At 60.8% G+C, this 26,621-nt stretch carries 28 protein-coding genes and 1 pseudogene; 22 read left to right on the top strand and 7 right to left on the bottom strand.

All coding sequences use genetic code 11. The features are described from left to right. Positions 1-116: 116 nt before the first annotated feature. Entirely contained in the window at positions 117-1,196 is a 1,080-nt protein-coding gene (locus AS026_RS17100) for a DUF3095 family protein (RefSeq protein WP_425349811.1), read from the bottom strand. 782 nt (positions 1,197-1,978) lie between these two features. Between AS026_RS17100 and AS026_RS42345 the strand changes: the two genes are divergently transcribed. The 4 genes from AS026_RS42345 (at position 1,979) to AS026_RS17085 (ending at position 3,049) form a co-directional block, all read left to right on the top strand. Then, positions 1,979-2,128, top strand: a complete 150-nt coding sequence (locus AS026_RS42345; protein WP_167354905.1) for a hypothetical protein — start codon at positions 1,979-1,981, stop codon at positions 2,126-2,128. 33 nt (positions 2,129-2,161) lie between these two features. Further along, positions 2,162-2,398, top strand: coding sequence for a 30S ribosomal protein S21 (gene rpsU, locus AS026_RS17095; protein ID WP_018857293.1), 237 nt, complete (start codon positions 2,162-2,164; stop codon positions 2,396-2,398). Between the two features lie 59 nt (positions 2,399-2,457). Continuing rightward, positions 2,458-2,652: a hypothetical protein gene (locus tag AS026_RS17090; RefSeq protein WP_018117188.1), complete on the top strand. Its 195-nt coding sequence runs from the start codon at positions 2,458-2,460 to the stop codon at positions 2,650-2,652. 139 nt (positions 2,653-2,791) lie between these two features. Then, positions 2,792-3,049 carry a DUF982 domain-containing protein gene (locus tag AS026_RS17085; RefSeq protein ID WP_018117187.1) on the top strand — a complete coding sequence of 86 codons (258 nt, stop codon included), beginning with the start codon at positions 2,792-2,794 and terminating at the stop codon, positions 3,047-3,049. A gap of 134 nt (positions 3,050-3,183) precedes the next feature. Here AS026_RS17085 and AS026_RS17080 read toward each other — a convergent pair whose 3' ends face one another. After that, a complete protein-coding gene (locus tag AS026_RS17080) occupies positions 3,184-3,483 on the bottom strand; it encodes a DUF2934 domain-containing protein (RefSeq protein WP_025660056.1) in 300 nt (99 codons plus the stop codon). 188 nt (positions 3,484-3,671) lie between these two features. Here AS026_RS17080 and AS026_RS17075 point away from each other — a divergent pair, with 188 nt between their 5' ends. Next, positions 3,672-3,932 (top strand): YMGG-like glycine zipper-containing protein, encoded by a 261-nt coding sequence (locus AS026_RS17075; RefSeq protein WP_018857290.1) that lies wholly within the window; start codon positions 3,672-3,674, stop codon positions 3,930-3,932. A gap of 28 nt (positions 3,933-3,960) precedes the next feature. Here AS026_RS17075 and AS026_RS17070 read toward each other — a convergent pair whose 3' ends face one another. Next, positions 3,961-4,683 carry a 3-keto-5-aminohexanoate cleavage protein gene (locus AS026_RS17070; RefSeq protein ID WP_062370775.1) on the bottom strand — a complete coding sequence of 241 codons (723 nt, stop codon included), beginning with the start codon at positions 4,681-4,683 and terminating at the stop codon, positions 3,961-3,963. A gap of 304 nt (positions 4,684-4,987) precedes the next feature. Here AS026_RS17070 and AS026_RS17065 point away from each other — a divergent pair, with 304 nt between their 5' ends. The 4 genes from AS026_RS17065 to AS026_RS17050 are packed head-to-tail and all read left to right on the top strand — an operon-like array spanning position 4,988 to position 8,662. Then, positions 4,988-5,608, top strand: coding sequence for a TetR/AcrR family transcriptional regulator (locus AS026_RS17065; RefSeq protein ID WP_018857288.1), 621 nt, complete (start codon positions 4,988-4,990; stop codon positions 5,606-5,608). After that, positions 5,605-6,570, top strand: a complete 966-nt coding sequence (locus AS026_RS17060) for an HlyD family secretion protein (protein ID WP_062370692.1) — start codon at positions 5,605-5,607, stop codon at positions 6,568-6,570. Before AS026_RS17065 ends, AS026_RS17060 begins: the two co-directional genes overlap by 4 nt. Beyond that, a complete protein-coding gene (locus AS026_RS17055; protein ID WP_062370690.1) occupies positions 6,567-7,517 on the top strand; it encodes an ABC transporter ATP-binding protein in 951 nt (316 codons plus the stop codon). Before AS026_RS17060 ends, AS026_RS17055 begins: the two co-directional genes overlap by 4 nt. Then, on the top strand, positions 7,514-8,662 hold the full coding sequence (locus AS026_RS17050) for an ABC transporter permease (RefSeq protein ID WP_018117179.1): 1,149 nt from the start codon (positions 7,514-7,516) through the stop codon (positions 8,660-8,662). Before AS026_RS17055 ends, AS026_RS17050 begins: the two co-directional genes overlap by 4 nt. 59 nt (positions 8,663-8,721) lie before the next feature. Here AS026_RS17050 and AS026_RS17045 read toward each other — a convergent pair whose 3' ends face one another. Further along, positions 8,722-9,354, bottom strand: a complete 633-nt coding sequence (locus tag AS026_RS17045; protein WP_062370688.1) for a Vgb family protein — start codon at positions 9,352-9,354, stop codon at positions 8,722-8,724. A 9-nt stretch (positions 9,355-9,363) separates the two neighbouring features. Continuing rightward, a complete protein-coding gene (locus tag AS026_RS17040; protein ID WP_062370687.1) occupies positions 9,364-10,584 on the bottom strand; it encodes a hypothetical protein in 1,221 nt (406 codons plus the stop codon). A gap of 121 nt (positions 10,585-10,705) precedes the next feature. Between AS026_RS17040 and AS026_RS17035 the strand changes: the two genes are divergently transcribed. The 5 genes from AS026_RS17035 to AS026_RS17015 all read left to right on the top strand — a co-directional run bounded on the left by AS026_RS17035 (position 10,706) and on the right by AS026_RS17015 (position 15,424). Beyond that, the gene (locus AS026_RS17035; RefSeq protein ID WP_018117176.1) at positions 10,706-11,503 is read left to right on the top strand and encodes a DUF899 domain-containing protein; all 798 of its coding nucleotides are present in this window, start codon (positions 10,706-10,708) and stop codon (positions 11,501-11,503) included. 5 nt (positions 11,504-11,508) lie between these two features. Beyond that, positions 11,509-11,790 carry a hypothetical protein gene (locus AS026_RS17030; RefSeq protein ID WP_062370684.1) on the top strand — a complete coding sequence of 94 codons (282 nt, stop codon included), beginning with the start codon at positions 11,509-11,511 and terminating at the stop codon, positions 11,788-11,790. A gap of 72 nt (positions 11,791-11,862) precedes the next feature. Next, positions 11,863-12,741: an aldo/keto reductase gene (locus AS026_RS17025; RefSeq protein ID WP_062370682.1), complete on the top strand. Its 879-nt coding sequence runs from the start codon at positions 11,863-11,865 to the stop codon at positions 12,739-12,741. A gap of 233 nt (positions 12,742-12,974) precedes the next feature. Further along, entirely contained in the window at positions 12,975-14,432 is a 1,458-nt protein-coding gene (locus tag AS026_RS17020) for a CYTH and CHAD domain-containing protein (RefSeq protein WP_062370680.1), read from the top strand. Positions 14,433-14,635: 203 nt separating this feature from the next. Then, the gene (locus AS026_RS17015; protein WP_062370678.1) at positions 14,636-15,424 is read left to right on the top strand and encodes a DUF481 domain-containing protein; all 789 of its coding nucleotides are present in this window, start codon (positions 14,636-14,638) and stop codon (positions 15,422-15,424) included. A gap of 60 nt (positions 15,425-15,484) precedes the next feature. Here the strand turns inward: AS026_RS17015 and AS026_RS17010 are convergent, their stop codons facing one another. After that, positions 15,485-16,189: an SDR family oxidoreductase gene (locus AS026_RS17010; RefSeq protein WP_062370676.1), complete on the bottom strand. Its 705-nt coding sequence runs from the start codon at positions 16,187-16,189 to the stop codon at positions 15,485-15,487. Positions 16,190-16,318: 129 nt separating this feature from the next. On the opposite strand from AS026_RS17010, the gene AS026_RS17005 reads away from it, so the two are divergent. The 3 genes and pseudogenes from AS026_RS17005 to AS026_RS41275 form a co-directional block, all read left to right on the top strand. Then, complete coding sequence (locus AS026_RS17005) at positions 16,319-17,215, top strand: LysR substrate-binding domain-containing protein (RefSeq protein WP_205634473.1); 897 nt, start codon at positions 16,319-16,321, stop codon at positions 17,213-17,215. Positions 17,216-17,472: 257 nt separating this feature from the next. Beyond that, positions 17,473-17,832, top strand: coding sequence for an RT0821/Lpp0805 family surface protein (locus AS026_RS17000; protein WP_018857276.1), 360 nt, complete (start codon positions 17,473-17,475; stop codon positions 17,830-17,832). Positions 17,833-18,586: 754 nt separating this feature from the next. Further along, positions 18,587-18,703, top strand: a pseudogene (locus tag AS026_RS41275) (DUF3175 domain-containing protein); the annotation flags it as partial. 115 nt (positions 18,704-18,818) lie between these two features. Here the strand turns inward: AS026_RS41275 and katG are convergent. After that, a complete protein-coding gene (katG, locus tag AS026_RS16990; RefSeq protein WP_018857273.1) occupies positions 18,819-20,999 on the bottom strand; it encodes a catalase/peroxidase HPI in 2,181 nt (726 codons plus the stop codon). 469 nt (positions 21,000-21,468) lie between these two features. Between katG and AS026_RS16985 the strand changes: the two genes are divergently transcribed. From AS026_RS16985 to AS026_RS16965, 5 genes are read left to right on the top strand one after another with little or no spacing between them, the layout of a single operon-like run. After that, complete coding sequence (locus AS026_RS16985; RefSeq protein WP_026371801.1) at positions 21,469-22,200, top strand: FadR/GntR family transcriptional regulator; 732 nt, start codon at positions 21,469-21,471, stop codon at positions 22,198-22,200. Further along, positions 22,197-23,780: an ABC transporter substrate-binding protein gene (locus AS026_RS16980; RefSeq protein WP_062370672.1), complete on the top strand. Its 1,584-nt coding sequence runs from the start codon at positions 22,197-22,199 to the stop codon at positions 23,778-23,780. Before AS026_RS16985 ends, AS026_RS16980 begins: the two co-directional genes overlap by 4 nt. Before the next feature lie 57 nt (positions 23,781-23,837). Then, positions 23,838-24,797 (top strand): ABC transporter permease, encoded by a 960-nt coding sequence (locus AS026_RS16975; RefSeq protein ID WP_062370670.1) that lies wholly within the window; start codon positions 23,838-23,840, stop codon positions 24,795-24,797. 2 nt (positions 24,798-24,799) lie between these two features. After that, positions 24,800-25,675, top strand: coding sequence for an ABC transporter permease (locus AS026_RS16970; RefSeq protein ID WP_062370667.1), 876 nt, complete (start codon positions 24,800-24,802; stop codon positions 25,673-25,675). A gap of 20 nt (positions 25,676-25,695) precedes the next feature. Beyond that, positions 25,696-26,616, top strand: coding sequence for a dihydrodipicolinate synthase family protein (locus AS026_RS16965; protein WP_018857268.1), 921 nt, complete (start codon positions 25,696-25,698; stop codon positions 26,614-26,616). The last annotated feature ends 5 nt before the right edge of the window (positions 26,617-26,621 follow it).

The following is a 26,621-nucleotide window of genomic DNA, read 5'->3' as shown; positions in this document are numbered from 1 at the left end:
GCGCCACATCCTCTCTCCGCCCGAGCGTCCATCTAGCGCGCAGCCACGGTTAGGGGCTGCAGTGGCAGTACGCCGGCAATTCTCCTGAATGGGACGCGCGTCGGGCAGCGTTTACCCTAGCGAACTGACACCATCGGAAGCTCATTTGCCTCCATCATCTCGGCCGCCTTGGCGTATCCGCCACCCATGCCGTCCAGAAAGTGCAGATGCGAATCTGGTTTGCCCGAAGGCACGAAGCAGGTCATGAGCGCGTGAGATTGGCGATGCAGTCCGAAGTTGACCTCACCCCGCGCCTTTGCTGCAACCAGGATGGCTTCGACCGCTTCAATCTGTTCGCGTGTGCAATCCAACGTTAGACGCAGGCCATCGTCATATTTGCGGAAGTCTGAGTTGGAGGCGACCGCCAGCCAGGTTTCGAGGTTGACCGACCTCGCCCTGTCCTTGGTGATGGCGGTATCCCGCGACAGGGGATGGGCTTGCCGCGTGCCGGCGTCGAGAACGGAAAGCACGCACTTCGCCAATGCCGCGAAGGCTTCGGGGCTCCCGCCCTCGGATGGCTCGACCAGCAGCGACAGGATCTCGCCCCTCTGGCTCGGAACCGGCTCCCAATCGCAGCTCAGGCCGGTCAGATCGGGCTCGGTTGTGTAGCTGCCTGGCTTCACCAGATATCGGCCGTTCTTGATTTGCCGCTCTGCCCACTTGAGACCGCCGCCGGCAAACATCGCGTAAGTCGCGTCTTCAGAGGCGGCGTAGCGCGCGACGCGCACGTCGCGTCCGCTGGCACGTATCTCGCCCACGGACAGGAGGCCGGCCCGGAGAGCAAGGTTGAGATTGGTCTTGGCAAAGGCGACAACCTGCCGCAACGCTGATGTCGCGGTCATGATCCCCTGCGGTGGCAGCGCGAATGCCGCACCGTCTCCGCGAAACACAAAGGGGAAATCAAAGTCGCCCCAGGCATTCCCAACCGCGGCAATCACCGATGCGCCGGCATAGTTGACGTCTTCATAGCGCCCGGACTTGATCGCGGACGTCGAACCGACGACGTCTGTTATGCCGACCAGCCAATCGTCGGGCAGCGCCTCATAGATAGACGGATCAAGCACTCGCGAAAACTCACTATAGGCCTGGGGCGCGTTTGGGTGTTGGCCGCCCATCGCGCGCTCATCGGCTTGCACGGCATCGACGGCTGGCTGCATGAACCTTTTCCCTTGCCTCATAGCAAAGTCCCTTTCTGTTGATTTGCTTCGTACACGAATAACTCGGATGCGCTTTAAGTACACGAACAGGATCGCGAGGTCAATACATTTGCGATTTAATCGGATGCGATGTATGCGTCGCGGAAAATTGCGAAGATCACTCGGCGCCAGTAGGACCGAGACAGTCGCCGCGGCCTTCTTCGAAAATACGGACCTGGGACATCCTGACCCGCAGCGGAAAGAGCATCATCCGAATTGGGGTCGGCTACGAACGGCGGATCACCATTCGAGCCCGGCATTCCCCGAAAGGTTCATAGCGGACATCCGCGAAACAGGTGACAGCTCCCAAAGTTCATGTGGATTACCGTATGTGATAAATTCCCTATTTCCATACTTCAGGTAGCATGTGCTTGGATGATTACATTTCCTAGTCATCAAGAGGTCACTGCAAAACTCACATCGTCTGTTTTGCGGTGACCTCGCCAAAATCCCAGCCAAAATCTCAGCGGACCGACGCTTAGAGACGCCTTCTCAGAGTTTGGCCGCAATGTCGCCCGCAACATAGAGCAAGCAGCGTCGACGGCGTAGGCGACGGGCGTATGACGCAACGAAGCCTTGCAACGCATCGCTCGCGTTCCCATCTTATGGCGGTCACCCGAAAAATTCGAACCTGACATGGTCGACGCATCGTGCGTCCCATCTCACTGCGTTTCCTCCGGTCTGCGTGATGGAAACAGAGGTCGCCATGTCGAGCGTGCCGCCAGTGCGGCAAAGGACTTCAATTGAACAAACCCATTACCGCCGCCGCCCCAGCGGCGAGTCCGCGCGAGCGCGATGACGCCGCTCGCCGCCCGGACAAGAACTGGAAACCTTACCCCTGCCTTCTCACCCGTCGTGAGCTGCAGGAGCTGATCGCCGAGCAGCTTGGCTGAGAGGCACTCAACCGCAACAACAAGGAGAAAAAGATGCAGGTCATTGTCAGAGACAACAACGTCGAACAGGCCATGCGCGCATTGAAAAAGAAGATGCAGCGCGAGGGTGTTTTCCGCGAAATGAAGGAACGCCGGGCTTACGAGAAGCCATCGGAGCGACGCGTGCGCGAACGAGCACAGGCGATCGCCAGACAACGCAAGGCCAACCGCAAGAAGTTGCAGCGCGAAGGTCTCCTGGCCTCGCCCAAGCGCCGCTCATCCGGCCGATAACTTTATAAGATGACCGCCGGGAGTCCTCGGCGGCATTCCACCCCAAGAAAGGGTCGATTATGGAAGAACTGCATAGCTTGACTGTTTCGGACGAACGACTCGAAGACTGCCGGGAGGTGATCGAGCCGGATCTTCAGGATCTAATCCGAACGACGATAGCATCCGGCTTTACCGCTGAAGAGGTTCTGATCGCAATCAGCGAACTTGTGGCGGAGGACTTCGCCGTATCGGCAAGACTACCAAGTGTCCACTGACTCGCGTCGAGTTGGCTGCCGAAACAGCCTCGCATCAATATGTTGTCGAGGCATCGTCGTGAGGGCGGGATAGGTGTTGAACGGCTCCCGCGAACACCTACATCCCGCTTATCGTTTGTTGGCAGAGAGGAGGTTCATCATGAACACGATCAGCCATGCAACCGAACCGAGGTGGGCCGCACCGGTGGCTATCCGGATTGGAACGCGCCCCTCTGAACATATTCATGGTCCGGCTGAAGCTGTTGACTATCTGGAGCACAGGTGGCCGCTCCAAAGCAGCATGCACGTTGAGGCGGCGAAGCGTCGGTGCGTGGAAGCCATGAACCACCTTGCACACCTGGAAGCCGCCAGAGATGCCTTTGTCGCAGCCGCGGTCGAGGCCAAGGTTTTGGCGTGACTTGCTCCGAGGCGAAGGCCGCTGATGATCATGGTCGTCTTCGCCGCCCAGTTGCGCAAAGTCCAACAGCTGCGCCCGACATCCGAACGCCCTGTGTCAAACCACGTTGGCCCGGGCGGGGAAGGCGCTGACGATTAGTGTGTCGTGACGGACTTTGGAGAACGCGTGCGACGGGGCTTGTCTCCGGGCGCAGCCGTTATCGCGATCGCAGCCGCCTTTGTCTTCTTCGCCGTCGGCTTGTCGGCAGCGGGTTTCGGCGCGGCGCGCGGCTTGGCGGATTTGGCCTTGGCCGTCGGCTTGGCTGCATTGTCTGCCTGCTGGCCGAATTCCTTGAACGCCTGTAGCCAGTGTTTCATATCCTGGCCGTGCGGGCGCCCCTCCTGCTCCCAGATTTCATAAGCACGACGACGGATTTTCTCTTCACGCTCGTTCATGATGGGACCCTGCTTTTGGTTGAAACCCAATCTTAATTGGAGCAAGCGGTCCAATAGGCAATGGAGGTACCAGCGGTCGATTGATCGAACGAAGCAGGCTTGGCAGCGAACTAAAAGCAACAATTGTCTTTTCCGAAATCCCTCTATCTACCCTCGCGCGAATTAAATCGAACAGGAAGGAAAGCGAGATGAAACGCACGTCGATTTTGCTGCTTCTGGCAGGGGCCACGATTGCCGGATGCACGCCCACCGAGCAAGGCGCGGGAATTGGTGCAGCCTCCGGCGCGGTCATCGGTGGCGTGGCGACCGGCAACGTGCGCGGTGCCGCCGTGGGCGCAGCGATCGGTGGTGCCACTGGCGCGGTCATTGGCAACGTCGCTGGGCGGCCTGGTCAGTGCTACTTCCGTGACCGTTACGGTCGGCGATACATCGCCAGCTGCCCACGTTGAGCGGGCGCTCGCGGCACGGGCTCGAGGATCAGCTCTCGCTGCGAAAGATCTCGACGGCCGCCGCGACAAGCTCGGCATTGTTCGCGGCGATCATCCCGCTGGGAAGGAGCTTTCCATCTTCCAGGCCGACGCGGGTGGAATAGCGTCGTTCCTTCGCCAGCCGGACAAACGGCCAGACGGTCGCGTCGAAGCCATGCATCAGGACGGGCCGCTGCACATTCCCACGCTGTAGCGTGCCGACGATCCCCTCCGCGACATCGAAAGCGCCCCGCAGGTCCTGTTCGTTGTCAAGTTCGATGAGGATGCGCAAAACGCGCTCATGGGCTTCAAGTCCGATGTACCGCTCCGCATCCGCGACTGACGCCAGCCCGACTTCAATCCCAACTCCCTGATCGCGGAGTAATGCCATGACGGCGGGGGCATCGTCCTCCGAGAGGTTCACCGACGCATAGTCGGGCAGGACACTCCAGCAACGAATGGCCTCAAGGGTGCGGTGCGCGTCGCCTTCAATCCAGGCACCGGTGGATACGCCGAGAAACGAACCCGGACAGGAGCCCCGAAGCGCAGCAATGGTCTCATCAACAGCGCCGAGACTTTCCTTTCCGTCAACGGCACGCGGATGAATGTGGAGTTCCGCGGCACCGGCAGCGACCACGGCGGCGGCATCCCGTGCGATTGCTTCAACAGTGACAGGCAATTGCGGATGATAGTCGATTGGCCGCGCGCCGTTGATACAGGCCTGAACGATCATGGGAAATTGAACCTCTTTCGTGTCTGCCTGGCGCAGTTGATACCTGCTGACGAGAAATGGCAACAAACGCGATCCGTCGTCGACGATCCGCATCTCCGTCGTGAGGAGACGTTGGCCACGTTCCGAAGACGCTACCTGTTGACGGTCTGGAGTGAGGACGCCCCATCATGAGGCCCTCGCCCCCTTAGCGCGGAATGTCCGTTCGTCATCATCATCGTAGGGCCGCTTCACATCGGACTCGGCTTGCGAAAAATCGCAGGTTATGTTACTGACTGTCCAGTCAGTCATAATTGGATGCAAGAGAATGGCAGAGAGAAAGCGGGAGAAACGAGACCCCGAGCAGCGCCGCGCCGAGATCCTCGCCGCCGCCTTCGCCTGCTTTGCGGAGCGCGGTTTCGCGGCGACCCGCATGGAGGACGTCGCGGCGCGGGCGGGCATCGCCAAGGGCACGGTGTACTTGCATTTTCCCGACAAGGAGCGGCTGTTCATCGATCTCGTCTCCGGCATCGCCTCGCCGATCCTCGGCGAGGTCGGCGGCATGGTTGAGAAGGATGCGATCCCGGCGCGGGCCGCCGTTGCGATGTTCTATTCCATCTTCAAACGCGAGGTTTTGGAGACAGAGCGCCGGCACCTTCTGCGGTTGATCCTCGCGGAAGGACCAATGTTCCCTGTCGTGACCGAATTCTATTACCGCGAGATCATCACCAAGGGTCTAGCGATCCTGCGGATCGTGCTTGCCCGCGCCGCCGCACGCGGTGAACTGCGCAATCCCGCCGTCGCTGACGTTCCGCAACTGGTTATGGCGCCTGCTTTGATGTCGATCGTCTGGGCGACGCTCTTCGAAGGCTACGAGCACCTCCACGCGCAGAAGCTATTCGACACATTCCTCGACACGCTCTTCGTGCCCCAAGGAGGCGCGATATGAAACGAATCCTTATCGTCGCTCTCGTGGCCGCCGCGGCACTTGCCGCTCTGCCCCTCCTGTTTTCTGACAGGTCTCAACGTGCCTACCAGGGGTGGGTCGAGGCCGACACACTTTTCATCGGCGCCGACACCAGCGGGCGGCTGGTCAAGCTCGACGTCGTCGAAGGCCAGGCGACTGCGCCCGGTTCGCCGCTCTTCAGCCTGGATTCGCGGAGCGAGGAGGCAGCCGTCGGCTCCGCACGCGCTTCGCTGGCGCGCCTGCAGGCAGAACTGGAACTCGCCGAGGCCGCGCAAAAGCGACCGGAAGAGATCGATGTACTGCGCGCGAGCGAACGTGAGGCGACCGCCCGGCTGGAGCTTGCCGCACAGGAGCTGGACCGCACCCGGGTGCTGGTCCAGCGCGGCACCGCGACAAAGGCGGACCTCGATACGGCGACGGCCACCGAAGCCGCCAACCGTGCCGTCCTCGATAATGTCCGCGGCCAGATCACGCTCGCCAACCTGCCTGCCCGCATCGAAACGCTGCGCCAGTCGAGGGAAGCAGTCGCGGTCGCAAAGGCCGATCTCGCCGCTGCGGAAGCCGCGCTCTCCCGTCGCTTCGTCTCGGCGCCGGCAACAGGCAGTATCGAGACCATCTACTATCGCGCGGGTGAGGTCGTCCCTGCCGGCCGGCCGATCGTGGCGCTCCTGCCGCCGGAGAACATCCGTGTCCGCTTCTTCGTACCCGAAACAGAGCTTGCGCTTTTCTCGCTGGGCCAGCCGATCCGCGTTGCCTGCAGCGCGTGCCAGCCGACCGACGCGACGATCAGCTTCATCTCAAAGAACGCCGAATACACGCCGCCGGTAATCTACAGCCTCGAAGAGCGTGCCAAACTCGTCTACCGCGTCGAGGCGATCCCGACCGATCCCACGGCGCTGCGTCCTGGCCAGCCGGTGGATGTCACCGCGGGAGCGCGACCATGAGCGACACAGCCATCGCCGTCGATGCTCCGGAGACCGTCATCGACGTCCATCACCTCACCAAGAGTTTCGGCAGCCGAAAGGTGGTCGATGACGTGTCGATGACGGTCAAGAAGGGCCGCATCCACGGCTTTCTTGGCCCCAACGGTTCCGGCAAGACCACGACAATCCGTATCCTCTGTGGTCTGCTGACGCCAGACAGCGGCAATGGCACATGTCTTGGCTTCGACATCCTGACCGAGAGCGATCGTATTCGCCGCCGTGTCGGCTACATGACTCAGAAGTTTTCGCTTTATCAGGATCTGTCGATCCGGGAAAACCTCGAGTTCGTCGCCCGCGTCTACGGTCTGGCCGATGCCCGCGGCAAGGCAAGCGCCGCCATAGACCGCCTTGGCCTGAAGGGCCGCGAACAGCAGCTTGCGGGGGAGCTCTCGGGCGGCTGGAAACAGCGTCTTGCGCTCGGCGCCTGCATCCTGCCCGAACCGGCGCTACTCCTCCTCGATGAGCCGACCGCCGGTGTCGACCCCAAAGCCCGCCGCGACTTCTGGAACGAGATCCACGCCCTCGCCGCTGACGGCCTCTCTGTCCTGGTCTCCACCCACTACATGGACGAGGCCGAGCGCTGCCACGAGATCGCCTATATCGCCTACGGCAAACTGCTGGCGCAGGGAACGGTGGACGAGGTGATTGCCGGCACCGGCCTCGTGACATGGACCGTCTCCGGGCCCGAGGTGCATCGTCTCCAGTCCGAACTTGAGAATGTGCCGGGCATCGACATGATGGCACCGTTTGGGACCAGCCTGCATGTTGCCGGCCGCGATCCGAAGGCGCTCGAAAAGGCAATCGCGCCTTATCGCGAACGGCCCGACCTCAAGTGGCAAAAGGGTGAAGCGACGTTGGAAGATGCCTTCATCGACCTGATGCGTCGCGCGGAGGATAATTTCCAATGACGACGCGACCGGCAAACCGCAACGGCATCTCATTCGGGCGCTTCTGGGCGATGACCATCAAGGAATTCATCCAGATGACCCGCGACCGCATAACGTTGGCGACGATGGTCGCCTTGCCGATCATGCAGTTGTTCTTGTTCGGCTTTGCGATCAACACGACGCCACACAATCTGCCGACAGCTGTGTTGATGCGCGAGAACACGGATGTCGGCCGATCTATTTTGGCCGCCCTCGAGAACACCGATTTCTTCCAGATCCGCTCTGTCGTTACCCGAGCCGAAGACATGGATTCGCTTCTGGAATCCGGCAGGGCTTTGTTCGTCGTGGAAATTCCGGAAGGGTTCGAACGCTCGCTTCGGCGCGGCGACACGCCCTCGCTACTGGTCGCGGCCGATGCCACCGATCCGGTCGCATCGAGCTCGGCGCTGGGTGCGCTATCAGGCATCGTGACGTCGGCGCTCGCCAATGACCGCCAGGTCGAGTTCTCCGAGCCGACCAGGCCCGCATTCTCGATCGTCCAGCACCGGCGCTACAATCCGGCCGGTTCGTCGACTTTGAATATCGTGCCCGGCTTGCTCGGCACGATCCTGACGATGACGCTGCTGATCTTCACGGCTCTTTCGGTCACCCGGGAATTGGAACGCGGCACCATGGAAAACCTGCTTTCCATGCCGATCAAGCCGCTGGAAATCATGCTGGGCAAGATCGCGCCCTATGTGCTGATCGGCCTCATCCAGTCGCTGCTCATTATCACGGCCGGCCTGTTTGTGTTCGGCGTTCCAATCCTCGGCAGCCCGGCTTCGCTCGCGGCCGCAACCGCGCTCTTCGTCATCACCAATCTGTCGATCGGTTACACCTTCTCGACGATCGCGGCCAATCAGCTGCAGGCGATGCAGATGGCGATGATGTTCTTCCTGCCGAATATCCTGCTGTCTGGGTTCATGTTTCCGTTCGCCGGCATGCCGCAATGGGCGCAATGGATCGGTGAGGCACTACCGCTGACCCACTATATCCGGATCGTCAGGGCAATCATGCTGAAGGGCGCCAGCATCCAGACCCTTGCCTACGACACCACTGCCCTGGCCTGCCTGATGGCGGTCGCCATGTTCATCGCCGTCCGCCGCTTCCGCAGGACATTGGACTAGTCATAGGCCGAACTCGCGGTTTCCCGTGCCGACCGCGCACATGCGCGAGCACGGTCTGACTATTTTGGCCGGCGGACGGCCCGGATCTTGCCGCTGTTTCCACCGCCGCAAAACAGCCGGTCCGCGCCATCGGACTCAAGTCCCGATATGCCGATACCAGCCGGCATCTCGACCCGTTCCAGGACCTGCCCGGTCTCTGGTTCAATGTGCCTGATATCGCTTTCGTCGCCCTCCCAGGTGGCATGCCAGAGCTCATCGCCGATCCAGGTCACCCCGGTAACAAAACGGTTGGACTCGATACTGCGAAGGACAGCGCCGGTTTCGGGATCAATCTGATGGATCTTCCGGCCGCGATACTCTCCGACCCAAAGCGTTCCTTCCGCCCAGGCGAGCCCGGAATCACCGCCATTGCCGGGGGCCGGAATCGTCGAGAGTATCTCGCCGGTCTTCGGGTCGATCTTCTGGATCCTGTCCTCGGCAATCTGGAAAAGATAGCGCCCATCGAAAGCCGTTCCGGCGTGTGCCGCAACGGCGATCGTATTCACGACCTCACCGACATCGGGATCGAGGGCATTCAGCCTGTCGCCGGACGCGAACCAGACATTCCGACCGTCAAAGCTCACGCCGCCCACCTGCTTCACATCTGGAAAGGGGCCATATTCACGAAGGATTTCAGCTTGGGAGTGTTTCATGGGCTTATCCTAGTCGTTGGGCAGTGGACCTGGGAGTAACAAAGTTGACGGGAATCCCGGTAGTGACGGGATAGTCCAGCGGCGTGCTGGTCCTCGTCCGAAAAACTGCACCTTGCCCGTTTCAGCGAGGGCATCAAGCGCGCGTTGCACGGTGCGCGCGCTCGCACCAATCGCGATTGCCAGCGCCGAACTCGACCAGGCCTCCCCATCGGCCAGAAAAGCAAGGATCTCACCATGCTGCTCCTCGACCGGTGGAGCCAGGATGACCACCTGGTCGGCACGCCGCGGCGCGAGCACAAAGCCGTCCTTGGTTGCCTTGATATCCGCTATGCGGTGAAGCTCGCCGCGCAGCCGCCCGATTTCGACGCGCAACCTGGCGCGATGCGATTCATCGGCATCCTTCGCCCTGAATGCACGGGCAACGAGCACGTTGCGCGATACATCCGCCGGCCAACTCTCCGCCAGTGCACGGGCGAGCGCGAACAAGACCGGGCGCGTTGTCAGCGACACGGACGCGTCGCCCTCCCGCACGACGTAGCGGCACGCGTCGACGACAAGCGTGCCGGACGACAGGACTGTCTCGACTTCTTGCAGCAGCAGCAACCGCTCCTCGCCGCGGCTGGTCAGTCGCGCCGCCGGCGCCTTCAGAACCTCGGAGACCCCTTCGACCTCCGCACGAAGCGCGGGGATTCCCGCCTCCCTCGCCGCATTTTCCGCCCGGAGCAGTGCCGCGCGCGCAACGCCCGTCTGGAGCCGGCGGATTGCAATCCCCGCGACGACAAGCTCGTTCGCCGTTCGCAAGGGCGGCGGGAGCGGTGTTGGATCGACCCCGGCGAGCAGCCGTTCGGCTTCGTCGAGATGGCCGATGAGCAGCGACCGCCTGGCTTCGAGATGTCGCGCATGTGCGGCGTTCAAGCGGTCATCATGCGCTTCGAGCACTTCCCGCGCGGAGCTGAGTGTCTTGGCAGGCCAGGTTAGATCGCGCGAGACCAGAGCGATTTCAGCCTCGGCGACGAGACAGCGCGCCCGTGCGACCGGCTCCCTTGGCCCAAACGCACGGGCAGCCGTCTTCAGCAGGACCTTTGCCCTCGCGAGATCCCCAAGCTGGGCCATCGCGATGCCGCGAAGGGCGAGCGCGGGCGCGTCATTCCGCAGCGCCACCCTCTTCAGCGCACCGAGAAGATCGCCTGTCGCAAGCAGCCTCGCCGCGGCGATGATCATCGAGTCCATCGAAATCCCGTCAAACTTGTAACTCCCACCCTCGCCCACTCCGGTCCTAGTCTGCTCACGATCACCAAGCAGCCGCAAGGAGCGGCATGCTACGTCAACAGGCACCAAGAGGAGAAGTATGATGACGATGCACATGACAGGCACACGCGAAGAATGGCTTGCGGCGCGGCTCGACCTGCTCGCAGAAGAGAAGGAACTGACCCGTCGCAGCGACATGCTGGCACAACGCCGTCAGGAACTGCCGTGGGTACGGATCGACAAGGACTACAGGTTCGAGACCGACAGCGGCAGCGCTTCGCTGGCCGACCTTTTCAAGGGCCGCTCGCAACTGCTCATCTACCACTTCATGTTCGGTCCTGACTATACAGCCGGATGCCCCTCTTGCTCCTCGATCGCGGACGGCTTCAACGGCGTTGTCGTTCACCTCGAGAACCATGACGTCGCCTTCACCGCCGTTTCCCGCGCGCTGCTTCCCAAACTGCAGGCCTTCAAAGAGCGGATGGGATGGACCTTCGACTGGGCCTCTTCCTTCGGTAGCGATTTCAACCTCGACTTCAGCGTCTTGTTTAGCCAGCAGCAACAGCGCGAAGGCGGGATAGAATATAACTACCGGCGTGAACCGCCGGCACCGGGGCCGCAGGAGAGCGAAACCGTACAGGAATGGAAGTTGCGCGGCAGCGAGACCCCGGTCGGCCAGATCGCCGCGATGACAGGAACCGACATCGCCACCTATACGCGCGACAGGCCGGGCCTCAGCGCCTTCGTGCTCGAGGACGGCGTGGTCTACCACACCTACTCCAGCTATGCCCGCGGCCTGGACGGTATTTGGGGCGTGTATCAATGGCTCGACCGCGCGCCCTTCGGCCGCAATGAGCAAGGTATATGGTGGCGGCATCATGACGAATACGGCCGAAGGTAGAGCCGATGCTTTCCTCCGACCAGACAAGGCGCAGCGCATCGGTCGAGAAGCCGGCCGACAATGCAACAAACATCGCCGACTGGCTGTGTCTTGCGGCAGCGCCCACCTTCGCCATCATGGCGGTTGTCACCATGGCAAGCGGCGGAGCAGAGACAATCTGCTCCGCAATGCAGGACGTCTTTCCCATGGATGGCATGGCCATGATGTACCTGCTGATGTGCGCTTTCCACCTGCCGCCGTGGCTGCGTCTGATCTCCGGGCGCACGGTCAAGTCTGAACAGTCCTGACTTGCATTGCTCCCTGCCCGCTCCACTTAAGGCCCGAGCAAATCCACCTAACAGGCAATCGGGAGAAGATCAGTGCCAGACAATTCCACGATCTCAGCGGCTGCATCGGGCCAATTTTCGATCGGTAGCATCGCGATCAACCGTCTCGGCTTCGGCGCCATGCGCATTACCGGACCCGGCATATGGGGACCGCCTGCGGACAAGGCCGGAGCACTGGCAACCCTGGGTCGCCTGCCCGAGATCGCGGTCAATTTCATAGACACGGCAGATTCCTACGGCCCCGACGTTTCGGAAGAACTCATCAGCGAAGCGCTGCATCCTTACAAGGGGCTGCTGATCGCGACCAAGGCAGGGCTGACCCGCGAAGGACCGGATCTCTGGACGCCAAACGGACGGCCGGACTATCTTCTCGAGCGCGCGAAAGGCAGCCTCAAGAAACTCCGTGTCGACCGGATCGATCTGTGGCAATTGCATCGCATAGACCCGAAGGTTCCTCGCGACGAGCAATTCGGCGCGGTCAAGATGCTCCTGGATCAGGACATCATTGCCCATGCCGGCCTAAGCGAAGTTTCGGTTGAAGACATAAAGGCCGCCCGAAAGGTCTTTCCCGTCGCGACGGTCCAGAACCGCTACAACCTCGTCGATCGCGCCAGCGAGGACGTGCTTGACTACTGCGAGCGCGAGGGCATTGGCTTCATACCGTGGTACCCGCTGGCCGCAGGCGAGCTTGCCCGTCCAGGGTCCATCCTCGACAGATTGGCCAAGAGGTACGACGCGACGCCAAGCCAGATTGCTCTGGCGTGGGTGCTCAAACGCAGCCCTGTGATGTTGCCGATACCGGGAACCTCCAAGGTAAAGCATCTTGAGGAAAACGTAGAGGCGGCAAGCATCGCTCTCGATGAAGCGGATTTTATAGCGCTGGACACAGCGGCTCGCCAATCCGGCTCCTAGCGCCGACCTGGCCTAGTAGCATGTCCAACCGACGCACGAGGTGATTCCTCACCTGCCTCTTATAGTCGGACGGGGTACCGCAACGAGCAGCGATCGCTTTTCTTGTGAAAGATCGCTGCGGTTGCATTCCCGCTCAGGTTTTTGTCATCAGGACGTTTTATCCCGATGCCACCGCTCTATATCGTGAAAGAGTTGCCTCCACCTAGGACTGTGCAACCGAGCGGAGAGGCTAATTGGCAACAGAAACAGAACTGAAACTTGAACTGAGCGCCGACGCGGTGGACACATTGCTGGGATCCGGCTTGCTGGGAAGCCCAATCTCTGTCGATCCCTTGACCTCCATTTATTTCGACACGCCCGACCGCCAGGCATGGGAGGGCGGCTATTCTCTGCGAATCCGTACGGTTGGCGAAGCGCACGTCCAAACGGTCAAGGCTGCGGGACCGAACAGGGCCATCTTTGCGCGCTCCGAGTGGGAAACGCCGCTCACGGGCAACACACCTGTGATCGATTACACGACCCCGCTGAGGTCCGAACTCGATATCGAGGACGGCACTCTCGTCCGGCAGTTTTCCACCCTGGTAAAGCGACATCGTTGGAACGTCGATCAGGACGGGAGCCAGATTGAAGTTGCCCTTGACATGGGCTCGATCGTTGCCGGCGACCGCGAGATGCAGATCCGGGAATTGGAGCTGGAACTGAAGGACGGCAAGCCATATACGCTGTTCACCCTTGCCCGCAGAATCGAGGCGCTTGTCCCGATCCGTTTCGGTGTCGCTTCGAAAGCGGAGAGAGGATACCGCCTGCTCCGCGAGCAACAAACGGCATACAAGGCGGAACCCGTGCATCTCGACCGCGACCTGCGGGTCTCGGCCTCGTTCCAGGTCATTGCTGAAGCATGTTTCCGGCAGTTCCGGCTGAACGAATCGATCGTCATAAATCGCCCGAACCCATCGGCACTTCATCAGGCCCGCGTGGCACTCAGGCGGCTGCGATCTGCCTTCTCGCTCTACAAGGTGATCCTGGTCGACGCCGAATCTCAGCGGTTGAAGGAAGAGTTGAAGTGGCTGGCGGGCGTTCTCGGAGAGGCACGCAACATCGATGTACTGATTGCCAGGGTTGGAAACAGCGACGTAAAAAGTCGTTTGCTCGAAGCACGCGACAGCGCCTATGAGCAGGTGCTGAACGCGCTTTTCAGCTCGCGTGCCAAAGCCTTTATGCTGGACCTTAACGAGTGGCTGCATTGCGGAGAGTATCTCGCGCTGGTGGAAACGGCAGAGATTCGGAACGGACCGGTGGTCGATTTCGCAATCGACATCCTTGACCGTCAACGCAAGAAACTGAAAAAACGCGGCAGGTCTCTGGTCGAAGCCGACGATGAGCATCGGCACGAAACCCGCAAGGCGGCAAAGAAGTTTAGATATGCGAGCGAATTCCTCAGGTCCCTGTTCTCCAGCAAGCAGGCCGAGCGACGGTACGAAAAGTTCATCCAAACGATGGAGAAATTGCAGGACGAACTCGGTCTCCTGAACGACATGGTAACCGCGCCGACTGTCATTCACAATTTGGAGCTGGAATCACATCCCGACGTCGAATCCCTGATGGTCGCTGGCAACAGCGAAAAACTGATCACCGCCGCTCAATCGTCGTTGGACGAACTGATGGAGCGAAAAAGGTTCTGGCGGGGATGAAGCAGCCGCTCCGCGCTGCCGGGATGCTCTCCCACGCCGCGTGCCGAGATCGCCTGGCGCCGAGCGTACTCTTCTCATGTGAGATATCAGGAACAGAATATAAGCACTTTGCGGACGGCGAGACTTAGTGCAATCTGCGATATCAGTTCAGGTCGATGAATCGGGGCTATTGTGACCTGAACGCGAGAGGGGACAGGTTCATCATGAATAGCAGGTTTTCACTGATCGCATGCGCCGCTGCCGCAATGGCGTTCGTCACACCCACGCATGCAGCAGATCTCTTGCCCGCCACGGCGCCACAACCTCAGGCCGTGCAACCGAATGGCTGGACGTTTTCCTTCGCACCCTACTTCTGGGTTGCGGGCCTCGACGGCAAGACTCAGGTGTTCGGCCTCCCGACCGTCGACATCAATCAGAATTTCAGCGACATCCTGAAGGATCTGGACTTTGCCTTCATGGCAGCCGGTGACGCCCGCTATGACCGGTTCAGCGTCTTCACTGACATAATCTATGCTCGCATAACGACGGATGCGGCAACACCGCGGGGCGTCGTCGCTGACGAGGTCGATGTCAAGTCAGTCACATTCAGCGCACTGTTGGGCGTCGGATACACCGTCTACGAAGATCCGAAGGCTCGCTTGGATGTGGTTGCCGGTGCCAGATACTGGCATGCCGAAACAACGATAGGGCTAAGCGGTGGCCTCATCGGCAACGTGTCGCGGACCGATAGCGCCAATTGGGTGGACGGGGTCGCGGGCATCAAAGGCAACTACTCGCTGACCGACACGGTCTATCTCACCGGCTGGGGCATGATCGGCGGCGGAGGTGCCGACCTGGACTGGGACGTGCTGGCGGGCATTGGCTATAAGTTCAACGACACCGTCTCGGCGGTTGCCGGTTACCGCGCCCTCGGCGTCAACTACAGCAACGATGGCTTCACCTACGACGTGATCGAGCACGGCCCGATTTTCGGAGCGATCATCCGCTTCTGATCGCCGTTTCCTGATACACCGCCCCGGAGGCCTTTCACCCCGGGGCAGTGCCCGCCGGCATCAAACCGAACGGGATAGTCCGCCGTCAACGCGAATATTCTGCCCCGTCATGTAGGCTGCACCGGTCGATGCAAGGAACGCAACCGTCGCGGCGATTTCCTCGCTCGTGCCATAACGCTTCATCGGAACGCTGTCGCGGCGCTCCTCCGTCGCCGGCAGGCTGTCAATCCAGCCCGGAAGAACATTGTTCATGCGGATATTGTCGGCGGCATAGGTGTCGGCGAATATCTTGGTGAAGGACGCCAGCCCGGCGCGGAACACGGCCGACGTCGGGAACATCGGGCTCGGCTCAAACGCCCATGCGGTCGAAATATTGATGATCGCGCCGGCCTTCTGCTTCTGCATGTGCGGCGTCACCAGCCGTGTCGGACGGATGACGTTCAGAAGGTAGACCTCCATGCCCCGGTGCCAGTCCTCGTCCGATATGTCGAGGATGGGCGCGCGCGGACCGTGGCCGGCGCTGTTCACGAGCACGTCGATGCGTCCCCAAGTGGAGATCGCGAGATCAACGAGCTTGCGGAGATCGTCATTTGATTGGTTGGAGCCGGTGACGCCGACGCCCCCCAGCGCCTTTGCAAGCTCTTCGCCCTTCCCCGACGATGATAGGATCGCCACCTTGAACCCATCGGCTGCAAGACGCTTCGCCGCGGCGGCGCCCATTCCGCTGCCGCCGGCCGTGATCACCGCTACCTTTTCTACTGACATCGTACTCTCCTGCCTTAAAGAGGACCCGCATGCAATTGCGGTCTACAGTTGCCTGCAAAGCGTGATATCACTCGTGCGGCATCGGTGCGAGCCAGTTTCGTTCTCAGAAAGCAGTAGAAAATCTATTGAATGGCAGAAGGTATCAGACGTCTTCCCTCGCTTAATGGCCTTCGCGTGTTCGAGGTCGTCACACGGCACCTGAACTTTCGCCTGGCAGCCGAGGAAATCGGGGTCACCCAGGGCGCTGTCGCCCAACAGATACGGGGCTTGGAAGCAGAGTTGGGCCTGAAGCTGTTCGACAGGCTTCCGCGAACGCTGGCGTTGACGGAGGCTGGCCAGAGCTATGTGACCAACATCCGCCGTGCTTTCGAGCTGATCTCGGAGGCAACCGAGACATTGAAACCGGAACCGCTTCACCTGACAATCAGCGTGACGCCGACATTCGCCTCGAAATGGCTGATCCCTCGCCTGCCGGATTTTACCGCGGCTCACCCCAACATTGATCTGCGCATCTTGGCGAGTGATCGCATTGCCAATTTCCAAACCGATGCGGTGGATCTCGCCGTCCGTCATGGCCGGCCACCCTTCGGACCGAACTTGAATGCGGAGCTGCTGTTCGATCACGTGATTATTGCTGTCGGCAGCCCGCTACTGGTGGAGAAGCTCGGCTTCCCCGACCAAGAGGACAATTTCTCGCGCTACCCGCGCCTTCACGATGGCCACGATCTCTGGCCGCAGTTTCTGGAATTGGCGTTTCCGAACGGAGCGCCGATGACCGCCAAGAATATTCGGTTTAATCAGACCTCCCTGGCGATTGAGGCCGCGATTGCTGGCCAGGGCCTTGCTCTGACGAGCACGTTTTTTGTGGACGAGGACATTGCGTCGGGCCGCCTTCTCCGTGTGTTGCCAACCGAACTTACCGCTGGGTCGGATTTCTACGTCATCTCGCCACGAAAGCCCCGTCATGCGGCATCCGTAGCTGCCGTAAAAAGCTGGCTCGCGGACGCTACGCGCCAGAGCCGATAGGCCAGACGACGATCAACCGGCACCCGCCGGGCCGTGAATCCGCATTCAACGGACTAGAAGGCCACCCGGCGGGTCGGGATGGCCGGGCAGCATCGTTGAACGCCGACTTGGGGCAGGCGCGCAGTCGGTGGAACTCACAAGCAATGCGCCGGAATGAACGGAACTGGCTGGCACTGCGCCCATTTCTATAGTAGTTCCTCAGGTAGCTGTCAGAATTGCACGCTACGATGCGGGAGAACTATCATCGGAAAGTCTAGATGACGCGAAAGAACATAGGCGTGATGCAATTGGCCCTCGCGGCCTTGCTGTTGGCGGGATGCACCAAGGTAGAACCCTTGGAAACCACCGCGATCCCGCAGTCGAGTCCGACGCCTGCGAAGACGGATCAGGCGGTCATCGCAGATACGGTCAGTCGCGGCGCGGTCGGAGTGAACCCCCTTGCCTGGGCGAATCCGTCGACGGGAAGTGTGGGGGTGATCGAAGAAATTGGCGTTGATCCTGAAAGTTCATGCCGCGCCTTTGTAACGACCCAGCGGACGCTGGAGGGAGAAACCCGATTCAAGGGTCTCGCCTGTCCGTCTGGCGACTCGGATTGGAAGCTCGGACCCGCGCGATAGCCGGAATGCCACGCGTCCTCGTGTGGCCAAATCAAGCGCCGCCCGCTAGCCGAACAGACCCAACCTTGTTCTTGTGAGCCATTGCCGGCGGTCGACGACACGCCGGGATCTCTGCCTCGAACACCTAGCGGACGCAGTCCCTACGGACTGATGACCGGCTTACTCGTGGATTTGATCTGAGATCTCACCGCGAGGCCTGATCGTGCTTAGCGTGGTTGCACGGTCAACTGCCTTGCCTGCGGGCGCTTGACCAAATCCGCCTGGATTGGTGATCTCCTCTTGTGCCTGGGTGGAGCTCGACTGTCCGAGCGACGGACCGGCCTGGTCGGGAAGCGATTGTGCGCCGCAAGGCGCAAACAGCCGGACCAACAGCAATGCGGATTAAGGCAAGAGAATACGCATCTCCATCATTGGATTGTTGGAGAACCGTTCGAAACGCTTGATGTTCCGCGCGTGCACCCGTCCAATTCGGCAAGCGCCACAAATTGCATGGGCCCGCCAGAATGCCTGACGGGCCCGAGACGCAATACAAGCGGCCGCATCTGGCCGACCCCATAAAACCACAACCGCGCATTGACTGCACGTACCTCATTGGCGGTAAAGCGGCCTACCTTTCGGTGATTTTCTGGTGCGAGCGCTTCAGCACCGTCACGTCGTCATAGACGCTCTACGACTTCGCACTTGGCGTGCTGACGGGCGTGGCTCATTGGCGGCGGTGCCGTCCTGCATCGAGGAACCGGCGTCACAACGGCTGATGCTGAATTTCTATATCAACCGTGCAGGTCAGCAACTCTCCAAGGCACAGCGAACAAAGCTGGAGAAGGCGAAGGACGAGCTTCGCAAGGATTTCGGGCGGAAGCCCAAGGGATGAGAAAGCAGAAAGCTGCTCAACCGGCGACCGAGACCTTCACCACAGCCGAGCGCGGTGACAACGAGGACGGATGCATGGACGCGGCTTACCGCCGCGTCCACCAATATGTTATCGATCAGGCCAGATCGAAACGATCGGCGTTCATCACCTTGTTCCAGGCTGCGACGAAGTCCTTGACGAACTTCTTCTTCGCATCGGACTGGCCGTAGACTTCCGCAAAGGCGCGGAGCTGCGAGTGCGAACCGAAGATCAGGTCGACGCGGGTGCCGGTCCACTTAAGTTCGTTCGTCTTGCGGTCGCGTCCCTCGTAAACGCCTTCCTTACCCGCAACCGGGGACCACTGGGTGCCCATGTCGAGGAGATTGACGAAGAAGTCGTTCGTCAGCGCCTCGGGACGAGACGTGAAGACGCCATGCTCGGGCTGACCAGCCTTCAGCACGCGCAGTCCGCCGACGAGAACGGTCATTTCCGGCGCGGTCAGCCTCAGCAGCTGGGCGCGATCGACAAGGGCCTCTTCCGGCTTCATGAACTGCCGGCCGCCGACATAGTTGCGGAAACCGTCAGCACGCGGCTTCAGCGCGGCGAAGGACGCCACGTCGGTCTGTTCCTGCGAGGCATCCATGCGACCAGGCGTGAACGGCACGGTGACGTCATGACCGCCAGCCTTTGCCGCCTTCTCGACACCGGCAGCGCCTGCGAGAACGATCAGGTCGGCGAGCGAGATCTTCTTGCCACCGGTCTGGGCGGCATTGAAGTCCTTCTGAATAGCTTCGAGGACACCGAGCACCTTGGCGAGCTGCGCCGGCTGGTTCGCTTCCCAGTCCTTCTGAGGCGCAAGCCGGATGCGCGCACCGTTGGCGCCGCCGCGCTTGTCGGAGCCGCGGAAGCTCGAGGCAGAAGCCCAGGCGGTCGAGACGAGCTCCTGCACGGACAAGCCGGTCAAAAGAACCTTCTCCTTCAGCGCGGCGATGTCAGCATCGTCGACAAGCTTGTGGTCGACGGCCGGAATGACATCCTGCCAGATGAGGTCTTCCGCCGGGACTTCCGGACCGAGGTAACGGACCTTCGGACCCATGTCGCGGTGGGTCAACTTGAACCAGGCGCGCGCGAAGGCATCCGCGAACTGATCAGGATTTTCGAGGAAGCGGCGCGAGATCTTCTCGTATACAGGATCGAAGCGCAGCGACAGGTCCGTGGTCAGCATGGTGGGAAGCTGCTTTTTCGACGCATCAAAAGCATCAGGAATGGAAGCTTCGGCATTCTTGGCCTTCCACTGCTTCGCACCGGCCGGGCTCTGCGTCAGCTCCCACTCGAAGCCGAACAGATTCTCGAAGAAGTAATTGCTCCACTGCGTCGGCGTCTGCGTCCAGGTCACTTCAGGACCGCCGGTGATGGCGTCCTTGCCGACACCGGTACCGAAGGTGCTCTTCCAGCCGAGGCCCTGCTCCTCGATCGCACCGCCTTCCGGCTCCGCACCGATCAACGAAGGATCGCCGGCACCATGCGTCTTGCCGAAGGTGTGACCGCCGGCGATCAGCGCCACCGTCTCTTCGTCGTTCATGGCCATACGGGCGAAGGTTTCGCGGATGTCGTGGGCAGCCGCGACCGGATCGGGGTTGCCGTTCGGGCCTTCGGGATTGACGTAGATGAGGCCCATCTGCACGGCGCCAAGCGGTTCAGAGAGTTCACGCTCGCCGCTGTAGCGCTCATCGCCCAGCCAGGTTCCCTCAGGACCCCAGAAGAGTTCCTCGGGTTCCCATACGTCCGCGCGGCCGCCGGCGAAACCGAAAGTCTTGAAGCCCATGGATTCCAGTGCAACGTTGCCCGTCAGGATCAACAGGTCGGCCCAGGAGATCTTGTTGCCGTATTTCTGCTTGATCGGCCACAGCAGGCGGCGGGCCTTATCGAGGTTGGCATTGTCAGGCCAGCTGTTCAGTGGCGCGAAACGCTGCTGACCGGCACCGGCACCGCCGCGGCCATCAGTGATGCGGTAGGTGCCTGCGCTATGCCATGCCATGCGGATGAACAGGCCGCCGTAGTGACCGAAGTCGGCCGGCCACCAGTCCTGCGAATCGGTCATCAGCGCATGAAGGTCCTTCTTCACCTCATCGAGGTCGAGCGTCTTGAATTCCTCGGCATAGTTGAACGCCGTCCCCATCGGATCGGACAGGTCGGAATGCTGGTGAAGGATCTGAACGTCCAGCCGGTCCGGCCACCAGTCGCGGTTGGATCGACCACGGGGCGTATTGCCATGCGCAACAGGACATTTGCCCGCGCTGTCGGTTTTCTGGTCCATAACGTTCTCCTTGATTACCTTGAATTTTCTGCCGTCCAAAGGGGGATCTGCCAAACAAGTCAACGGAGCTGCGCCGTTTCCAAATGAGGTTCAGCACTCAAGCCAAGGGTACGCCGATCGACATACATCCTCCCTTTCCTCCTTCATATCGGAAAATGGCGATAATTCTAAGTTGGATTTACTGATCGTTACGATAACCAAAACCTATGAGTCTGAGGGATTACGCTCCCCGCAGGATTTGCTGAACTTGTGTGGCAGAGATGGGGAAACAAGGAGATCCTGGCTCCAATCCCTCGGCCAGCCCCCCGAGCGGGCGGCAAGGCCACGGGCGGAAGACCAAGTACCAAGCCTCTTTGCCGAACCCTATGACAAACCTCCCTCCGGCGCCTTCGTTGACATGTTCATTTGACAGATATCCTACAAGTGGATATGTATCTCGGCATCTGGAATTTCTGCAGCGAGACCCAGCATGCCCCTAAAGACCATGAAGCCTTTGACAAGAGCCCCCCTGCTGCATGTGTCCGTGCAGGAGAGCCTGCGTGCTTACATCAATGACAATGGCCTGAAGCCGGGAACCCTTTTGCCGGCAGAGAGCGAACTTGCGACCCAACTCGGCGTCAGCCGCAACTCCCTGCGAGAGGGCATCAAGGCGCTGGAATCCCTGGGCGTCCTGGAATCGCGCCGCGGCGTGGGAATCTTCGTGAAGGCCTTCTCGTTCGAGCCGCTGCTCGACAACCTTGCCTATGGCCTTGGCGGGGCGCTTCGCCAGATTGAGGAAGTGATCGAGATCCGCCGGACGCTCGAAGTCGGCCTGATCGGCAAGACCTTGGAGACAATCAGCAAGGACGACATTGCCGAGCTCCGCGCCACCGTCAACCGCATGAAAGCGCATGCCGAGCGCGGTGAATCCTTCGCCGAGGACGACCAGCTATTTCATCGTCTGCTCTTCCGCTGCCAGGAGAACGAAACGCTGAGCCGGCTAATCGACGTGTTCTGGCTCGCTTTCTACAAGGCCTCGGATTTCGTCAATCTCGATAACGTCGACCCGATGGCCACCTGGCGGGATCACGCCGCCATCGTCGATGCCGTCGAAGCCCGGGACCTGGAGGAGGCTCGCCGCCGCCTCGACCGCCACTACGAAGGCATCGCGCAGGTAATCACAAACAACAAGACAAGTTCAAATGTGGGAGGAACGCAATGAACACTCTGTCCCGACTTTCGGCGATCGCGATCGCCGCGATGATGGCAACAACAGTCGCGTCAGGCCTCACCCGCCCGGCGCAAGCCGCAACCCTGTCGGGCGGCTTCGACGTCGGGCCTGGCGGATTCCAAGGCAATTTCAATCCGCTTGCAGCCACCGCCGGCTTCACATGGCTCAGCATCTATTTCGAGCCGCTCGTGACCTACGATGCGAAGCTCCAGAAGCCGGTCGGCGTTCTTGCATCGTCCTATGAAGTGAGCCCCGACCAGCTGACCTACACGTTCAAGCTCGTCGACGCGAAGTGGCACGACGGAAAGCCGTTTACCGCCAAGGACGCCAAGTTCACGATGGAGCTTGCCAAGAACGCCAAGACCGGCTCCGTTCTCGCGGCCCGCCTGACGCCGGTTTCATCCGTCGAAGCTCCCGACGAGCACACGCTCGTTCTCAAACTCAGCGCCCCATCCGCAAGCCTCATGGATACGCTCACCAAGGTCATGATGCTGCCCGAGCATGCGCTCGCCGCAATACCGGCCGACCAGCTCGCCAAGAACCCATGGTGGTCGACCTCACCGATCGGCACCGGCGCATTCAAGTTCACCAAGTATGTCAACGACCAGTATGTCGAACTCGCCGCCAACACGGACTACCGCAGCGGGAAGCCGGCCCTGGAGAAGATCATCAATCGCTACTTCGCCGATCCGGCGGCGGCGATCGCCGCTCTTCGCGCCGGCGAAATCCAGTTCACCTATGTCGATTCCAATGAGGTCCCAACATTCAAGGAAGACAAGTCTTTCCGCGTGATCGAAGGCAATTCCTTCGTCGTCAACTATCTGGGATTCAATCATGAATCACCGATCTGGAAGGATTTGCGTGTTCGTCAGGCGGTGATGCACGCCATCAACCGTGACGCAATCATCCAGAGCCTCTACGGCGGTGCTGCGAAGCCGGCCAATTGCGCCTATGTCGCTGACCAGCTCGTTCCGAAGGACATCGATCCCTATGCCTATGATCCGGAAAAGGCAAAAGCGCTCCTGAAGGAAGCTGGCTGGGACCAGATCAACGGCGGCAAGCCGATCACGCTCCTGACCTACTACACGACGCCCTTGGCGACCAATGTGCTGGCCGCCGTTCAGGCAATGCTGGCGCAGGTCGGCATTAACGTCGTGCCACGTGCCGTCGATGCGCCGACCTATAACAGCATCGTCCTGAAGCCGGACGCCGATATTTCGCAGTTTCAGCTGGTTTATGCCGGCCTGCAAAACGGACCGGACGCCGGCAGCATCAATGTCGGGCTAAACGAAAAGCAGATCCCGCCGGCCGGCCCGAACGTCGTTCGCGCCCGGATGCCCGATCTGACGGCCGCGCTCGATGCCGCCCTCGGCGAGCCAGACGCGGCAAAGCGCGACGGGCGCTATCAGCAGGTCTGCAAGGTCATGAACAGCCAGCTCCCGTGGGGCACGCTCTGGGTGGCAAACCGCTATGGCGTAGTCTCCACCAAGGTCAAGGATTTCGTCTGGACTCCCGCTCCCGGAGGCGGTCCCTACCAGGCCGATCCGCAGCGCTGGTCGATCGCCGAGTAAAGACCGCCCATTGGTACGAGGGGGTGGCATCTGCCACCCTTTCAGGACGGAGTTGCAATGCTGAGATACAGTCTCCGGCGCCTGGCGATCGGGATAGGCATGCTGCTTGCCTTGAGCATGCTGATTTTCCTACTGCTGCGCCTCACCCCTGGCGATCCGATCGACGCCTATATCGATCCGAATATTCCGATGTCGCCAGCTGATTTGGCCGAGCTGCGCAGCAGGCTCGGTCTCGACCAGCCGCTGCCCGTACAATATCTGGCCTGGTTGCAGCAGGCCTTGGCCGGCAATCTCGGCTACTCGATCAAGCGGATGGATCAGGCGGTGCTCGGCCTAGTCTTGTCGCGGATCGGCCCCACCGTCCTATTGATGGGAACGGCTCTCGTCATCTCGATCATCGTCGGCATCGCCACCGGCATCGTCAGCGCCGTACGACGCAACTCCTTCGCCGACCTCTCGTTTTCGGTACTTGCCCTCACAGGCATTTCCAGCCCGGCGTTCCTCAGCGCGTTGATCGGACTTTACGTCTTCGCGGTGCGGCTCAAATGGATGCCATCCGGCGGCATGCAGACGCCTGGCGAGGCCTTCTCGATCCTCGATCTGGTGCATCACCTGATCCTGCCTGCATCTCTTCTTGCGGTCGCTCAAGCGGCTCTGATCATGCGCTATATGCGCGCCTCCCTGCTTGAAGTGCTCAATCAGGATTATGTGCGTACGGCGCGGGCGAAGGGTGTCGTCGAGTTCTGGGTGATCCTCAAGCATGCCTTGCGCAATGCGCTGCTGCCTGTCGTTACGCTCATCGGCTCGACCATCGGCCTTGCCATCGGCGGCGCAATCTTCATCGAGAGCGTCTTCAACTGGCCGGGCATGGGCCTGCTGCTGGTCGATTCCGTCGAGACCCGCGACTACCCGGTCATCATGGGCGCGACGCTCATTATCGGAGCCTGCGTAATCGTCGTGAACCTTCTAACGGATATCACCTACGCGGTGATCGATCCGCGCATCAAGGTGGCGTAACTATGCTGGCCAGAACCCCTAGCCGCAGTCCCGGCCCCCTCGCCCGTGCACTCGACCGCTTCCTGATCAACCGCGCCGCCGTTTTCGGTGTCTGCCTGGCTGTTCCTGTCCTGGCGATGATCCTCACCTATCCCCTTTGGTGGAGCTTCAAGCCGAACGACATCGACCTGTTGGCGATGAACTCGGGCCCAAGCCTGAAACATTGGTTCGGTACCGATGGCGTCGGACGCGATGTGTTTGCCCGCGTCATGGAAGGCGGCCGCATCTCGCTCCTCGTCGCTATTGCGTCGACGCTGATGTCGGCCGTCATCGGCTTTCTCTTCGGTGCTGTCTCAGCCCTTGGCGGCCGCTGGGCCGACGCCGTGGGCATGCGGTTCGTCGACCTCGTGATGACGTTGCCGCCGGTGATTTTTCTCCTCGTGCTCGCCTCCATCGCCGGCACGGGCATCTGGCCGACGGTACTCGTCATCTCGTTGCTGTCCTGGCCACTTCTGGCGCGAATGGTGCGTGCACGGCTTCTAGAACTCCGTGAGCGTGACTTCGTCATCGCCGCTCGGGGAATGGGCGCCGGCCTGCCGCATCTCCTCTTCCGGCATGGCTTGCCGAATTCGATCGATATCCTTGTTGTCTACGCGACTTTGCAGATTGCCAACGCCATCCTGCTTGAAGCCGGACTTTCCTTCCTTGGCCTCGGCATCGCCCCGCCGGCCGCAAGCTGGGGCAACATGCTGAATGCTGCCCGGTCGACGGCGGTCCTCGAACAATATCCCTGGCAATGGCTGTTCCCGGGTGGGGCGCTCATCCTTGCCGTGCTTGCCATCAACTTCATCGGCGACGGTCTTCGGGACGCTTTTGACCCTCGTGCTGAACTAAACTGATCATCCGAAAGAAAGAGACAATGACGAAATTCAAAGGTGTAATTCCTCCGGTCGTGACGCCACTCAATGCGGATTTCACGGTCGACTATCCGTCCTACACGCGGGTCCTGGAGCACCTCATCGAGGGCGGCTGTCACGGTGTTTTCGTGCTCGGCTCGACAAGCGAAGTGATTTTCCACGATGACAAGACCCGCCGCGAGATCATCGAGCATTCGGCAAAGGTGGTGAATGGCCGCGTGCCCCTGATCGTCGGCGTCATCGATCCGACAACAGATCGCGTCATTCATCACGCTGACGTTGCCAAACGTGCCGGCGCCGACGCCGTCGTTGCCACCGCGCCTTTCTATACTGTCACCAGCCAAGCCGAGATCCTCGACCATTTCCGCTTTATCCGCGACGCCGTCGACGTACCGCTCGTCGCCTACGACATTCCGGTCTGCGTTCACGTCAAGCTGCAGCGCCAGACGACGGTGACTTTGGCAAGAGAAGGCACGATCATCGGCCTCAAGGACTCGAGCGGCGATGACGGCAACTTCCGCTATGCCCTGCTCGATCTTGCCGATCAGCCGGACGTGTTCCTGATGACCGGCTCGGAGATTGTCGTCGACAACGCCCTGCTAATGGGCGCCCACGGCGTAGTCCCTGGCATCGCCAACGTCGATCCGCATGGTTACGTGCGCCTGTGGGATGCCGCCCAGCGTGGCGACTGGGTCGCCGCACGCAAGGAGCAGGAACGGCTTTGCCGGCTCTTCGAAATCGTCTGGGTTGCCCAGGGCCGCGTCAGCGGCGGCGCCTCCGGCATCGGTGGCTTCAAGACCGCGATGAAGAGCCTCGGCATCATCGACAACGCCGTCATGCCGCGCCCGCGAGCAGCGCTCGACGAAGCTGAAACAGCGAGGATCAACGAGATCCTGCGTGCAACCGGTCTGCTTCGCGGGTGATCTCC

The sequence above is a fragment of the Rhizobium altiplani genome (genome assembly GCF_001542405.1).
Lineage (GTDB): Bacteria > Pseudomonadota > Alphaproteobacteria > Rhizobiales > Rhizobiaceae > Rhizobium > Rhizobium altiplani.
This window is presented reverse-complemented; position numbering and strand designations above follow the sequence as displayed.